The following is a 14073-nucleotide window of genomic DNA, read 5'->3' as shown; positions in this document are numbered from 1 at the left end:
CAAAGATGAAAAAGATAATAGGAATTTCTATTGCCTTTCTTTCTAGTAGTTTGTTGTATTCTCAAGGGAATCCACAAATTCAAAATAAGAATGGTGTAGACATAATGCCAGTTGCAGGTGAGTTTGCAATTGGAATGAATGCATTGCCAGTATTGACTTATGTAGGGAATATATTTGGTAAAAATAATTCTAACACTGCGTTAAACGGGAGTAAATTTGTTCCGAACATGTTTTCAGGTAATACTATTTACGGAAAGTACATGTTAACGGATGACAATGCGTTAAGAATGAATTTTAGAATTAACGACATGGACCAATTGGTAAAATATGAGGTTTTTGATGATTTAAAGAATTCTGCAGACTCTACCGTAATAGATATGGTGAATTACAATGGAAGTGTTGTTAATTTAGGGGTTGGATATGAATTTAGAAGAGGAACTACAAGACTTAAAGGAGTTTATGGTGGTGAAGCTTTTGTTTATAGACAAAGATCACACAATCAATACACTTACGCAAATGCGTTAGGTGAAGGAAACATGACGCCAACATCTGCTTTTGATGAAAACGGTAATTACCAAGGTGTTAATGGTGACAATGTTGGAGAAAGAATGTTGAGTAGAGATTATGGTGTAACTTGGGGTGTAGGCTTAAGAGCTTTTGCTGGAGTTGAATACTATGTTGCGCCAAAAATTTGTATTGGAACAGAGTTTGGTTGGGGTCTTTCTTTACAGAATACCGGAAAATCATCCGTTGTGTCGGAATATTTCGATACCAATGCAATCAACGAAGATGGTTCTATAGGCGGCGTTATTGTAAAAACTAACGAATCGGTGAGTAACAGATCGTTTAATTTAGATACAGATAACTTTAATGGTTCAATTTATTTGATGTTTTATTTTTAAACAGCTATTAAAAGATTTTAAAAAAGAGGTTGCTTCGGTAACCTCTTTTTTTTTGCCAATCATTTTTTTAAACTATTTCAATTATCTTTGTCTCCGAATCAGCAAATTTTGCAATTATATATTTTATGAAATACCACAATTCAATACTTGATACCATAGGAAATACTCCGTTAGTTAGACTTCACAGTGTAGTTAAAGGGATTAAAGCCACCGTTTTGGCAAAAGTAGAAACCACCAATCCAGGAAACTCTGTAAAAGATAGAATGGCATTGAAAATGGTAGAAGATGCTGAAAAGCAAGGATTACTAAAACCAGGAGCAACCTTGATTGAAGGTACATCTGGAAATACAGGAATGGGATTAGCATTAGCTTGTATTGCAAAGGGGTATAAATTAATTTGTGTATTGAGTGACAAACAGTCTAAGGAAAAGATGGATATTTTAAGAGCTGTTGGTGCAGAAGTAGTAGTTTGTCCAACTGCAGTAGAACCAGAAGATCCTAGATCATATTATTCTGTTTCAAAAAGATTAGCCAAAGAAACACCAAATTCTTGGTATGTGAATCAATACGATAATTTATCCAATAGCACAGCACACTACGAGCAAACTGGTCCCGAAATTTGGGAACAAACAGAAGGAGATATTACACACTTTTTGGTAGGTGTAGGAACAGGTGGTACCATTTCTGGAGCAGGGAAGTATTTAAAAGAACAAAACCCAGCGATTAAAAATATAGGTATTGATACTTATGGTTCGGTATTTAAAAAATACCACGAAACAGGTATTTTTGATGAGAATGAAATTTACCCTTATATCACAGAAGGAATTGGAGAAGATATTTTACCAAAAAACGTCGATTTTTCAGTGATTGATCACTTTGAAAAAGTAACGGATAAGGACGCAGCAGTAATGACCCGTAGAATTGCCCGTGAAGAAGGTATTTTTGTTGGTAACTCTGCTGGATCAGCGATTGCAGGTTTAATGCAAATGAAAGATCAATTTACCGAGGATGACGTGATTGTAGTTTTATTTCATGACCATGGTAGTCGTTATGTAGGAAAAATGTTCAACGACGATTGGATGCGAGAAAGAGGCTTTTTAGATGAAGGGCATAAAGTAGCACAAGATTTAATTGAAAACCATGCCGATAAAAACTTAGTAGTTTGTGCAAGTGAAGAATTAGTTTCGCATGCCATTGCTAAAATGAAAGCATACAATATTTCGCAAATACCAGTTACTAAAGACGGTGGATTTGCGGGGCATGTTGATGACAGAAAATTATTACAAGATTTAATAGAAAATCCATCATTAATGGATACGCCATTAGGAGCGGTTATGCAACCGGCTTTACCTATAGTGGAAGCAAATACAAAGATTGAAGCTATTTCAAAATTAATCAATTCAACTACACCTGCGGTATTGGTTCGATTAGAAAACGAAAAATACAACATCATCACTAGATACGATTTGATAAGTGCGATTTAATCATGTTAACTGAAGATCAAATAGGTCATTCATTTTCATTACCAGAAGCGCCAAAAAGAATAATTTCACTGGTACCATCTCAAACAGAATTACTGTTTGATTTGGGGCTGGGGGATAGGGTGGTTGGTATTACAAAATTTTGTGTTCATCCCAAAAAATGGCACCAAAGTAAGGTAAGAGTTGGGGGGACAAAAAATGTAGATTTTGAAAAAATAGCCAACTTGTCGCCCGACTTAATTATTGGTAATAAGGAAGAAAACACCCAATCGGAAATTTTAGAGTTACAAGAAAAATATCCGGTATACACGAGTGATATAAAGACAATTCCAGAGGCATTAAACTTTATTAATGCTATGGGAGAGTTGTTTAATAAACAAGCAAAGGCCATTGAGATAGCGCAAAACATTAAAAAGGAATTGCAAGATTTACAGCAAGTTAAAGGCAAAGTGCTCTATCTTATTTGGAAAAATCCCTACATGTGCGCAGGTTCAAACACTTTTATTGCACAGTTGTTAAATCGGGTAGGTTTAACTATTGCTAAAACGGCAGATACAGGCAGGTATCCGGTCTTAACCGAAAATGAAATAAGGGATTTAAACGCGGATTATATTTTTTTAAGTTCAGAGCCTTTTCCATTCGGTATAAAACATATTGAGGCCTTACAAGCGGTTAGTAATGCAAAAGTTGTTTTAGTAGATGGAGAACTTTTTTCTTGGTACGGCAGTCGTTTATTAATGTTTAAAGCGTATTGGGAGAATACGCTTATGTTAGAATTGGCCGATTAAGCATCAATAATTTTTTTAATATTGGGTTTAAAATACAAATCAGACTTCATTACTTTGCCATCATTACGGTAAATAGGCTGTCCATTGGCGTCTAGTTTACTCATGTTAGAACGTTGAATTTCTTCAAATACTTCTGTTATTTTATCTTGTAAACCATGTTTTAAAATGGTACCACATAAAATATACAGTTGATCTCCCAGTGCATCTGCAATTTCAATTAAATCTCCTTTTTGAGCAGCCTCCAAATACTCTTCATTTTCCTCTTCCATCAAACGGTGCCTTAAACGATAGTCGGCTTGCGAAAGAAGGGCAGTTGGTTTATAGTTATTTTCTATTTTAAAAGCGTCGTGAAAAGTCTCAACATGCTTAATAATCTCTTTAAAAAGTATTTCTTTACTCATTTTTACTATTTTTGATAAAGATATATAACCACCAAAAACTTCAGAGGAAGATGGCAAAACTTTTATTAACATTTATTTCAATTGTTTTATTCACCCTCAGTTTTGGACAAGATTACTATCCACCAATAGAAAATTACTCTACCAATACTTACGGCCAGTTTAGGAATCCAGAAAATTACGCAATTGTACAAGATCAGCGTGGGGTGATGTATTTTGGGAACTCCAATGGGGTGATGGAGTACGACGGTAAGAATTGGAATTTTATTGCAGTACAAATCAGTGCCTATGTGCACAGTTTGTGTATGGATAGTACCGGGACAATATATACAGGTTCATTGGGACAGTTTGGTTATTTAAAAACCGACGATAAAGGCAGTTTAGTTTATGAATCCTTAAGTGATAAGCTCAATATTTTTACCCAACAATTTTCGGAAGTTAATTTTTGTTTCGCTTCCAAAACACATGTCTTTTTTCAAGCAGAAGAAGGGGTTTTTGTATATGATTTAGCAGCAAAAAAAATCACAGTATTTAAGAGTGAAAATTCTTTTCATACCGCATTTATGGTCGACGGGGTATTTTATACCAGAGAAAGGGGGGTTGGTTTGAGACGTTATATAAATGGATCATTAGAGCTGGTTTCAGGGTCTGAAATGTTTAAATATGAGCCTTGTTTTGGTTTATTTACATTGCCCAACAGTGAAAATGGCTTACTTATTTTTACGGTCGAAAATGGGATCTATCAAATTAAAGACGACAAGTTATCCAGGGTACCAAAATCTTCTGCTCATTTAAAAGGCGTTAAAAACTTTGGTACAAAGCTACTTTCAGATGGTAATTATGGCATCCAGACCTTTGACAAGGGCGTTTTTATTGTCAATGCTAAAGGAGAAATAGTCAATGAAATTAATCGATCTACTGGTTTACGATCCAATGATATCAAATCCATGTTTGAAGATCGCGATCAAAACTTATGGTTAGGTTTAGGTAATGGTATATCAAAGGTAAATTATTATTCTCCGCTTTCTTTTTTCAATGAAAAAGCAGGTATTGAAGGAAACATACAAGCATTTGAAAGATTTCAGGGTATTATGTATGTGGGCTCCTCCTATGGCGTTTACGTGCAAGATACAAGTTTAAATAATGCAAAGGAATTTAAAAGAATTTCCGAAATTCGGGACCAGGTTTGGGATTTTGAAATTATCAATAATCGTTTATGCATAGCTTCTACCGAAGGTATTTATCAAATGGATGCAAAGCAGCATTTCACAAAAATTTCAGACTTAAACACCAATGGTATATTGTATGATACCCAACGAAAATTAATAATTACTTCCGGTAATACCGGGGTATACCTGTGGAATAATCGATTTAAATTAAAATGGAAAGATGAGGTTTCATTAAACAGTACCACCAGTATTGTTAAGTCACCAAAAAGTGACGATTATTGGATAGGAACGAGTGGATCAGGAGCTTTACGTTTAATTATGAGTGAAAAAGATACATTATTAGACTTATTCACATTCGCGGATGGCTTGTGCGAAGGAGAGGTAACAAGGCCAATTTTGCTAAAAGATTCCTTATTGTTTGGTTGTAAGTTTGGTCCTATGACCTTTTTAGATGAAGATTTCATGAGAGAATTAATGAAAGACGAACTAACGGAAGAAGAATTGGCAGACCCAAAATTTGTAAGAGGGATGTTTGATATTGCGCCATTATATGATTCTATTTTTGACCAGGAAATATTATTGATTGCCGATACGGAAGACCGCACTTGGTATGTAGCAGAGCACAAATTAGGTTTTTATGATAAAAAGCAGAAAATATTTATCAATAAGCCTTTTTGGGGGATAAAGTATGGTAGGATTAACAATTTATTGGTAGAAGACAATGGGGTGTTATGGATAGGTTGTGCAGATGGTTTAATTCGTTACAAGCACAATGCGAGAAAGAATTACCAGTCTAACTTCACTAGTTTAATTAGAAATGTATTGGTAGAAGACACCATTAGGGTGTTTAATGGTAAGTTTAAGGCAGGAGTACAAACCGACATGCTTAGATTTGATTACGAAAACAATGATTTTTTATTTTCATATTCATGTCCTTATTTTGAAGATGAACACAAGCCCAAATACAGTACTTTTTTAGAAGGATATGACGAAAACTGGTCGGAATACGAGGCAAAAAGTGACCGAACGATTACCAACTTAAAGGAAGGGGATTATACGTTTAAAGTAAGGGCTAAAAATATATACGATCAACTGAGTAGTGTGGCGAGTTATACTTTTTCTGTACGTCCACCATGGTATCGAACAGCTTGGGCTTATTTTTTATATGTTATACTATTCTTTTTAGTATTATTTGGGGTAGGAAGAATAACATCTGCCAGGTTAAAAAGAAGAAATGATCAGTTAGAGATAATTGTAGATGAGAGAACCAAGGAAATTAGCATGAAAAACGAGGTGTTAGAAGTAAAGAATGTGGAAATTTCGGAACAAAAAAAGGAGATTGAAGACAGTATAAACTATGCCAAAAGAATTCAAGATGCCATATTACCTTTAGAGGGGGAAATGAAAAAGTGGTTACCAAAGTCCTTTATTTTATACCGACCAAAAGATATTGTATCGGGCGATTTTTATTGGTTTTCAAAAAAAGGTAAGGAGTTGATTGTGGTGTGTGCAGATTGTACAGGGCATGGTGTACCGGGTGCTTTTATGAGCATGATTGGGTCAGATAGGTTAAACATTATTGTAAACGAGCGTAAAATCACCTCTCCTGGCTTAATTTTAGCAGAATTAAATAGGGCCATAAAAAACACATTAAAGCAATCGGCACAAGGAAACTCTACCAGAGATGGAATGGATGCTGCTATTTGCACTATAAACACAGAAACCAATGAGCTCACATATGCTGGTGCACATAGGGGATTATGGATAGTAGAAGAAGAAGCGTTTAGGGAGATAAAAGCAACAAAGACGGCGATAGCGGGCTTTACGCCTGACGAGCAAATTTATGAAGAGCACAAAATGGCGGTAGCACCAGGAATGAAATTTTATTTGACAACGGATGGCTATGCGGATCAATTTGGTGGACCACGTTCCAAAAAATACATGGTAAAGAAATTCAAACAATTTATCATGAAAATCTCTCATAAAGAGCATGATGCCCAGCAAGAAGCTTTAGAAAAGGAACTTTTAAATTGGATGGAACAAGCAGATAAGAAACACGATCAAGTAGATGATGTTTGTATTGTGGCCTTTGAATTATAAAAAGAATAAAAAAAAGTAAAAAAAAGTAAAAAATTAATACGTTAATCGTTTTTTATTTGTAATATTGCACCCCCAATTGAGGGAAATTAAAGTGATAGAAATGGATATTATTAAAGAAATACAATCAGAATTAGTTGAGAAAAGCTCACATCCAACTTTCAGTGCAGGTTCTACAATTACTGTACACTATAAAATTAAAGAGGGAAATAAAGAAAGAATTCAGCAATTTCAAGGTGTTGTGATTCAGAGAAAAGGTTCAGGTTTAACTGAAACTTTTACAATTAGAAAAATTTCCGGAAACATTGGTGTGGAAAGAATTATTCCAGTTCATTCTCCTTTTATTGATAAAATTGAGGTGAATAAAATTGGTAAAGTAAGAAGAGCAAGAATATACTACTTCAGAGAGAGAAGAGGTAAAGCTGCTAGAATTCAAGAAAAAAGAAGACCTTTTGTTGCTGCTAAGAAAAAGTAAGTTTCAAAATATAAAATATAGAAACATTCACTTAGGTGGATGTTTTTTTTTGTTCCTAAATTTTTTTCTATTTCATTATTAAATAAATAAGGCATATTATTATTATATTTGATAAAAGCACGGTAACAAACCAAGCTGAATTATTTGTTTTAAGAGCTTTAGAATAGGTTAGTTTAATGAAAAATTAAGAAAAATGGGCAGAAAATTGGTATTATACATTGCAATGAGCTTAGATGGTTATATTGCAACTGAGAGTGGTTCAATTGATTTTTTATCGATAGTTAATTCAGATAAAAACGAAGATTTTGGTCACGGTTCTTTCATGCAGAGTGTAGATACGGTTATTTGGGGAAGGAAAACTTATGAAAAAGTACTTTCATTTGGGGAGGAGTTACCTTATGCTGACAAAAAAAAATATGTCATTTCGAAACAAAAAAAAGAAGGACATGGGCTCGTAGAGTTTACGGATGATGTGGTAGATTTGATTTACACCCTTAAAAATGAAGAGGGTAAAGATATTTATTGTGATGGGGGGGGAGAAATCGTGTCGGAGTTACTTAAAAATAAACTTTTTGATCAATTAATTATTTCCATAGTACCACACATACTTGGAGATGGCATTAGGTTGTTTCAAGGAGGAAGTGAAGCGCAAGGGTTAAAACTAAAAAACAGTATTACTTTTCCTTCAGGACTGGTACAATTAAATTATAAAGTGATTTAAGTAAAGTAATAAGCGGGGCAGATAAGCTTTACTTACGCACAATCAGTATTTCGTCGTTAGAAAATTCCATCCAGGCAAAATCATATACATAATGATATATTTTACCATGTTTATTGGTATGGTAGTGGGTGAGGTATTTAAATTTAAAATCTTTTTTTTCCAATACCAATCTACTGATTTTTTTCTGCAGGTTATTTTTCCCCATTATCTCACGTAAAATAGCTCTATTTCTGTGCAAAATTTTATCAATCTCTACGGTCTTTATAAAAGTAGTGCTACGCAGTTTGGTATGGTAAAAATTTTTACATTTTACGCTACAAAATTTTTTATCAATACGGCCCCGCATTTTTGTTTTACAGACTTTACATTCCATCATCATCATTTTTCGGTCCCATTTACTTTTTAAAAATACAACAAAATTTCCTAACTTTTTAATTTTACGTCTAACTAATGTCCTAAATTTTAATTGGATAGGTTTATTCGATTTTAACGGTTAATAAACGGCAATCATTACTTCCTCCCACTTTCTGGTCTTTTTTTTTACTAGGTTTGCTTAACATGAAACACGAGTCTAAACACAAATGCATCACTTTAAAGCACCTCTTTATTAATGGGGAGAAGCAAATTGGTTTACAATTTAATTACGATAAAGTGATTATTACGGTCATTAAAACTTTACCTAATCCCCAATGGAGTAATGAGTTTAATATGTTTTACTTGGTAAACAATAAGGTTAATTTCCAAGCCATTTTTGATACCTTTAGAGAAATTGCCTGGATCAACTGCAATTATTTTTCACCTAAAAAAACGATTAACAATCACAACCCTAAAATTAAGCGGGAAGCTTTAAAGCTAAATAATGATCTTGTACCAGAGGCGTATGTACAAAAACTATTATTAAAACAATATGCTAAAAGTACGGTTCATACCTATATCTCACTCTTTACGCGATTTGTAATGTATTTTCAAGACCGAAAAATTGAACAATTGAATGAAAATGATATCCGCTCCTACTTAGAGAAAGAAGTAAAATTAGGTAAGTCGGGCTCCACTATTAACCAAACGGTGAATGCCATTAAATTCTATTACGAGCTAGTTTTAGAAATGCCAAATCGTTTTTACGATATCGAAAGACCAATAAAATCTAAGACATTACCTAAAGTCTTAAACAAGAAAGAAGTCGGCTTAATTTTGAAAAACATAAAAAATATTAAGCACCACTGTATAGTTAGTTTATTATACTCGGCAGGTTTAAGAAGGGCCGAATTATTGAATTTAAAATTAACAGATATAGATGGACAAAACAACACCATCTTCATTAAAGATGGCAAAGGCCGCAAAGACAGGGTAACCATAGTGAGTAAAAGTTTAATCAAACAACTTAGAACCTATTACAAAACCTACCGACCAAAGGAATATTTATTTGAAGGAACAACTGGTAAGCAATATAGCGCTACTAGTGTTTCAAAAATCATCAAAAAGGCAGCTGCAAAAGGCGGCATACTTAAAAGTGTAAGTGCACATATGCTACGTCATAGTTTTGCAACCCATTTATTAGAAGACGGCACCGACTTAAGACAAATTCAATTACTTTTAGGACATACATCCTCACGAACCACAGAAATCTACACCCACGTCACAAAAAATCACTTAAAAGTAATCAAAAACCCATTAGATTCCCTATATTTGGATCAGGATCAGCAACCTACATAAGTTATATAAACTCCACCACTGGTTTATACCCACATGTTGGCAGTAATTGAATGAAACTATTATTTTCCATATTAATCTCAGTAGTGTTAGGCACTTTTAGCGCAAAATCACAAGTGCCACATGTTGCAGTGCAGTATATGGATTATGAAGACTATCAAAATGAAAATCTAGAAAATACAGTTGGAATAAAAAAAATAACATCTAAAACGGGTAGACTAAGTGATGAGTGGAGTTGGAATGTAACTGTTAAAGAACTAGACGAAGCAGGTAGAATTGTTGTTATACAATCAGGAGTGCTTAGTGCGGATGTTGTTATGTTTGGAGACCCAACTGTTTTTGAATACCATGAAAACGGGATGTGGAAGTCTATGTTAAACAGGACCCAGATGATAACAAGGGAGTTTATTTATAATGATAAAAATGAACTTATTGAAATAAGGAAATCAGATGGAACTTTGCGGAAGTATTACTACGATCTGAAATCAAGAATAGTTAGAGCTGAATTTTCAGATAAATATTGGAACACTTATTCTTACAATGACAGTTTAAATCAAATCGAAAATATTAAAGTTTTCCGTGACTCAATCCTATTTGAGCAAAAAGTATATTCTTACCAAGAAAACTCTTATGAGATTGAGATCGCTAATTTCTATGATTTTGCGCCTGAAGATACATTTTCTCGCTACGAATATTTTTTTTACGATAAGGACACCAACCTAATTTGTACAGAAAGTAAAGAAAGCTATTCAGATGGTTGGGAGTCTTTAATAACAAATTTCAGGTACAAAAATGACAACTTGGTAGAAAGTACAAATTACCTTTCGGTGCAAAAAACATCAGGTTATACTGATTACTACTACAATAGTAATGGTAAACTAGAAAGGGTGCAGAATTTCGTTAAAAACGGAAAGTCATTAACTCGTGAAGTTAAGTTCACATATGAATATTATTAAATAAAAAAACTACTGCCAACACAAAAATAAAAATTACAGCGAAGCTGTTCGGCATAAATGCCTATTTTTATTCAGCCGTTATAAGCAATGCGAGCAGATTTGATAAGGAAAAACGGATAACCACCTTTTGGTTTAAAAAACAAATGATTACCTTTAAAACTGGACAAAAGTTTGTAACGGGAGAAAATTGGCAATATTGCAAGTTTTTGACACTCCCTAAATTTGTGAAAAGCGTGTTCGTCTAAAAAATAAGAAGATGAAAAAATTAATATATGGATTATTATTCCTTGTCACAGTGGGAATAGGATTTGCCTCTTGCGAGAAAGAGGAGGTTATAACAAACTCAGAGAAGTTAAAATCAGAAGAAGTACCCTCTAAAGAACAATTTTTTGAAGATGACAATGATTATAGTAAATTGTCTGTTAAAAATAACGTTCTTGAATTTGAATCAATTGAATATTATAATTCATTATTAAACAACCCGAATCCATGGTCAATAAATTATTTGGTTGAACATCTACAGAGTCTTAACTTCAGGTCACTTCTTAATTCAACTCAAGATCGTGATGAAAACCCTATAGATGATGACTATGTACTTTCAGTGCTTGATGAAAACCAAATCGTGAAAATTGGAGAATGGTATATTAGATTAAATGGTGAAACCGAAAAATTATATGCTTGTTCTGACAATAATACACAAGCATATAATTTGGTCTTAGCTGAAAATGCTGGTTCAGAAGATGTGTATGAATTTACAGTTGATGATGATGTTTTAAGACTTTTGGAAGATGAGGATTATCTTGAACTATGGTCATGGGGCTGCGGAGAAAGAAAGGCAAAAAGTAAAGAAAGTGAAAGTGCAATAAAATACACGGCTTCTTTTAATAACTATGATTACGAAATGAAAACAAAAATTAAGTACAGAAAGTTTGGATTTTATTTTACGTTGGTTGTCTGGAATGACCACTTAGAAGAATTGCCTTCACAAAATAATCAAACAACTCTGAGACTGAGATATTGGTTTCAGTTTGATAATTGCAGTTATGCAGTTCGTTGTGGTTCCTCAGAATCAAATTATTCACACCCTTGGCTTACCCATCAAGCGAGCAGTGCATATGGTTGGTTACGAATTGAAAAGGAGTACAAGTGGTATTCTGGTTCTACAAACTTAAAGTCTTACTATTTTAGGGTGAGAACAAGATGTGAAGATTCAGGAGTTCCATCAGGAAATAATCTTTACACTACATATTTTACCAACTATGTAACAATTCAAGATAGTTAATAATTATGAAATTTTTTTCATTACTATTTATTGTAATGATATTTGGGAATACGTATTCCCAAATATCATTCTTTGCTGCTCCAGCATTGTACTCAAAGCTGAGTTTTAATTCAAATAGCCTTTCTGATTGGAAATCAGATATGTTTGATTTATCTGATGATTTTAACTATAATAATCGTTCAGTATATGTTGGTGATCCTTTATTAGGAGCAACTCTTGGTGTAACAATTAATAATAGACATTGTATAACTGCAAGTGGTAGTTGGGATGGGGTATCTTCTAAAATCACTATTCAGTCACCAGTTTATAGTAGTCACCTAGATTTTAGTGTGTCTGACGGAGTTTTAACAAAGGGCACTACTGCCCAGAGTCGATTTTTTTTAAATTATAGTTATAATTTTAGAAAAAAGCCTCTTAAATCTACCTTATTTCTAAATTTGCTTTTAGGTTTTGGAAGAAGAGCTGGACCAGCACTAGGAGGTCTTGACGTTGGGGGATTTAGTACTGAATACGCTCTATCACCGGAAAAAAATCTGTTTTTTGAGAATGTCGGCTATACCAGTGGTCCTACAAGTACTTTTCAGTTTGGTGCAGGTCTTAGTTCTGATTTGTTTATTAAGAAAAAGTATCTGTTTTCTTTGTCTTTAGACTTTTCATACAGTCAAGGCTATTTATACTATGAAGTAACCAAAGTCACAGTCACTAATACAAAGGCAAATACACAAGAAAATTTTCGATATTATACTGCTAATATGGCTTCAGGTATCTACTTTGGGATATCACGTAAATTTCAAATTTTTTCTTTGGAAAGGGATTAAAAAAAGAAAATAAAATATTTTAAAAAAATTAACTTCAAGCATAAATTAGTTTTAAAAAGCGCCATTTAGAAAAATATAAAAAGCTTATAACAAAAAGCAAACCCCATTAAAACGGGGTTTGCTCAAACGTTATATGCAATCTTCTTGATACTTAAGAAATGTACAGACAAGAATTATTAATGATACTACTATTGTTTACTGCATGCAATTCTGATGTTGCGAATAATTCTTTGGATAAGTTAAAATTAAATCACTGGAAGGGAAATCTCACCAAAAAAGAGTCCATAGAATTATGTAGTTGTTTGCCTGAAAACTGGATAGCATGGGAAGAGTTTGATAAAAATAAAAAATCAAGCCTCGCTCATGTTGGAATTGCTGATTTTGATTTACATATAAAAGCTAATAAGAGTAATCGAGCTACTTCGCATACAGTTTTTGGTCCATATTGTTACGCAATTACATACACACCAGAAGTGATATTACATTTCTTCAAATCTAGTGAAGAAGTTAGAGAAGCAGTAGATTTTACGAGTATCAACGCAAGCATTATTTCGTCAACAAATTTTGCTAGATTCTTTGGTGAGACAAAAAAGTATTTAATTTATGAATGTGAAACAGAAATACAGAATTATATGCCTGCAGACACTAATTTTAAAGCTGTGAAGGAGTGTCTATCGAAAAAACTAAATATAGAGTTTGAGTATTAGAACTAAAATATCGAATTGGTTTAAACCCAAATTGAAAGGTGATTTAGATAATCGCGAGTTTGAGTGGTGCATTATTGGCAACATTGTTCACGAGCACTATTGGGGAGAGGAGAAAATAATTAAAAGGGGAACTAAACAATTTAGACCTGGAGCTAAAGTTTACTGTATGCCTGAATTTGGAGGAATGGCGCATGAAGACATCCGTGTAATTGGAAAACCTAGAAAGCAAAATAGACTTATTAACATTGTCATAAGAACTAGGCATATAAAGAGTTTTAGAGTCCAAAAAGTTTTTCATCCAAAGATTCAATTTGACATTGGAAGCCATTTATATTATTGGTCAAATAGACGATCAAAAAACGAAGAAAAGAATCTACATGAAATGGTAGAATATTTGAATACTTTAACTGAAGAGATAATTAAAAAAAGCATATAACAACAAGCATATTTCATTGCTGTTTCGTACCTTACAGCAACGAAAATATGCTCAAACGTTAGGTGCAAGCGGAAGTTGGTAAAGGAGGTAGAAAAACACAGTAACCCAAAATTTTCGGTAGACAATTCCCAAG

General features: G+C 33.5%; 14 protein-coding genes. 12 read left to right on the top strand and 2 right to left on the bottom strand.

The features are described 5' to 3' along the window. The first annotated feature begins 5 nt into the window (after nt 1–5). The 3 genes from DNU06_RS10605 to DNU06_RS10595 all read left to right on the top strand — a co-directional run bounded on the left by DNU06_RS10605 (nt 6) and on the right by DNU06_RS10595 (nt 3171). Entirely contained in the window at nt 6–902 is an 897-nt protein-coding gene (locus DNU06_RS10605; RefSeq protein WP_111063313.1) for a hypothetical protein, read from the top strand. A gap of 125 nt (nt 903–1027) precedes the next feature. Beyond that, entirely contained in the window at nt 1028–2386 is a 1359-nt protein-coding gene (locus DNU06_RS10600; RefSeq protein ID WP_111063312.1) for a pyridoxal-phosphate dependent enzyme, read from the top strand. 2 nt (nt 2387–2388) lie between these two features. Further along, a complete protein-coding gene (locus tag DNU06_RS10595) occupies nt 2389–3171 on the top strand; it encodes an ABC transporter substrate-binding protein (protein ID WP_111063311.1) in 783 nt (260 codons plus the stop codon). Here the strand turns inward: DNU06_RS10595 and DNU06_RS10590 are convergent. Continuing rightward, entirely contained in the window at nt 3168–3572 is a 405-nt protein-coding gene (locus DNU06_RS10590) for a pyrophosphohydrolase domain-containing protein (RefSeq protein WP_111063520.1), read from the bottom strand. The genes DNU06_RS10595 and DNU06_RS10590 overlap by 4 nt on opposite strands. 50 nt (nt 3573–3622) lie before the next feature. Between DNU06_RS10590 and DNU06_RS10585 the strand changes: the two genes are divergently transcribed. The 3 genes from DNU06_RS10585 (at nt 3623) to DNU06_RS10575 (ending at nt 8031) form a co-directional block, all read left to right on the top strand. After that, the gene (locus DNU06_RS10585; RefSeq protein ID WP_111063310.1) at nt 3623–6838 is read left to right on the top strand and encodes a SpoIIE family protein phosphatase; all 3216 of its coding nucleotides are present in this window, start codon (nt 3623–3625) and stop codon (nt 6836–6838) included. A gap of 100 nt (nt 6839–6938) precedes the next feature. Continuing rightward, nucleotides 6939–7310: a 50S ribosomal protein L19 gene (gene rplS, locus DNU06_RS10580; protein ID WP_111063519.1), complete on the top strand. Its 372-nt coding sequence runs from the start codon at nt 6939–6941 to the stop codon at nt 7308–7310. A 193-nt stretch (nt 7311–7503) separates the two neighbouring features. After that, nucleotides 7504–8031 (top strand): dihydrofolate reductase family protein, encoded by a 528-nt coding sequence (locus tag DNU06_RS10575; protein WP_111063309.1) that lies wholly within the window; start codon nt 7504–7506, stop codon nt 8029–8031. A gap of 28 nt (nt 8032–8059) precedes the next feature. Here the strand turns inward: DNU06_RS10575 and DNU06_RS18045 are convergent, their stop codons facing one another. Then, nucleotides 8060–8269 carry a hypothetical protein gene (locus DNU06_RS18045; RefSeq protein ID WP_233503008.1) on the bottom strand — a complete coding sequence of 70 codons (210 nt, stop codon included), beginning with the start codon at nt 8267–8269 and terminating at the stop codon, nt 8060–8062. 320 nt (nt 8270–8589) lie between these two features. On the opposite strand from DNU06_RS18045, the gene DNU06_RS10565 reads away from it, so the two are divergent. The 6 genes from DNU06_RS10565 to DNU06_RS10540 all read left to right on the top strand — a co-directional run bounded on the left by DNU06_RS10565 (nt 8590) and on the right by DNU06_RS10540 (nt 13940). Then, nucleotides 8590–9744: a tyrosine-type recombinase/integrase gene (locus tag DNU06_RS10565; protein ID WP_111063308.1), complete on the top strand. Its 1155-nt coding sequence runs from the start codon at nt 8590–8592 to the stop codon at nt 9742–9744. A gap of 50 nt (nt 9745–9794) precedes the next feature. Further along, nucleotides 9795–10697 (top strand): hypothetical protein, encoded by a 903-nt coding sequence (locus DNU06_RS10560; protein WP_111063307.1) that lies wholly within the window; start codon nt 9795–9797, stop codon nt 10695–10697. Nucleotides 10698–10953: 256 nt separating this feature from the next. Further along, nucleotides 10954–11979 carry a hypothetical protein gene (locus tag DNU06_RS10555; RefSeq protein WP_111063306.1) on the top strand — a complete coding sequence of 342 codons (1026 nt, stop codon included), beginning with the start codon at nt 10954–10956 and terminating at the stop codon, nt 11977–11979. 5 nt (nt 11980–11984) lie between these two features. Beyond that, nucleotides 11985–12797, top strand: coding sequence for a hypothetical protein (locus tag DNU06_RS10550; protein WP_111063305.1), 813 nt, complete (start codon nt 11985–11987; stop codon nt 12795–12797). Between the two features lie 158 nt (nt 12798–12955). After that, a complete protein-coding gene (locus tag DNU06_RS10545) occupies nt 12956–13504 on the top strand; it encodes a hypothetical protein (protein ID WP_111063304.1) in 549 nt (182 codons plus the stop codon). Continuing rightward, the gene (locus tag DNU06_RS10540; RefSeq protein ID WP_111063303.1) at nt 13494–13940 is read left to right on the top strand and encodes a hypothetical protein; all 447 of its coding nucleotides are present in this window, start codon (nt 13494–13496) and stop codon (nt 13938–13940) included. The genes DNU06_RS10545 and DNU06_RS10540 overlap by 11 nt, the downstream gene beginning before the upstream one ends. Nucleotides 13941–14073: the final 133 nt, after the last annotated feature.

The organism is Putridiphycobacter roseus, assembly GCF_003234935.1.
In the GTDB taxonomy this organism is placed as follows: domain Bacteria; phylum Bacteroidota; class Bacteroidia; order Flavobacteriales_D; family Crocinitomicaceae; genus Putridiphycobacter; species Putridiphycobacter roseus.
This window is presented reverse-complemented; position numbering and strand designations above follow the sequence as displayed.

Bases quoted from the DNA above. Each gene is read 5' to 3' on its own strand.
- DNU06_RS10605 (WP_111063313.1), top strand. From the start codon at position 6: ATGAAAAAGATAATAGGAATTTCTATTGCCTTTCTTTCTAGTAGTTTG.
- DNU06_RS10600 (WP_111063312.1), top strand. From the start codon at position 1,028: ATGAAATACCACAATTCAATACTTGATACCATAGGAAATACTCCGTTA.
- DNU06_RS10595 (WP_111063311.1), top strand. From the start codon at position 2,389: ATGTTAACTGAAGATCAAATAGGTCATTCATTTTCATTACCAGAAGCG.
- DNU06_RS10590 (WP_111063520.1), bottom strand. From the start codon at position 3,572: ATGAGTAAAGAAATACTTTTTAAAGAGATTATTAAGCATGTTGAGACT.
- DNU06_RS10585 (WP_111063310.1), top strand. From the start codon at position 3,623: ATGGCAAAACTTTTATTAACATTTATTTCAATTGTTTTATTCACCCTC.
- rplS (WP_111063519.1), top strand. From the start codon at position 6,939: ATGGATATTATTAAAGAAATACAATCAGAATTAGTTGAGAAAAGCTCA.
- DNU06_RS10575 (WP_111063309.1), top strand. From the start codon at position 7,504: ATGGGCAGAAAATTGGTATTATACATTGCAATGAGCTTAGATGGTTAT.
- DNU06_RS10565 (WP_111063308.1), top strand. From the start codon at position 8,590: ATGAAACACGAGTCTAAACACAAATGCATCACTTTAAAGCACCTCTTT.
- DNU06_RS10560 (WP_111063307.1), top strand. From the start codon at position 9,795: ATGAAACTATTATTTTCCATATTAATCTCAGTAGTGTTAGGCACTTTT.
- DNU06_RS10555 (WP_111063306.1), top strand. From the start codon at position 10,954: ATGAAAAAATTAATATATGGATTATTATTCCTTGTCACAGTGGGAATA.
- DNU06_RS10550 (WP_111063305.1), top strand. From the start codon at position 11,985: ATGAAATTTTTTTCATTACTATTTATTGTAATGATATTTGGGAATACG.
- DNU06_RS10545 (WP_111063304.1), top strand. From the start codon at position 12,956: ATGTACAGACAAGAATTATTAATGATACTACTATTGTTTACTGCATGC.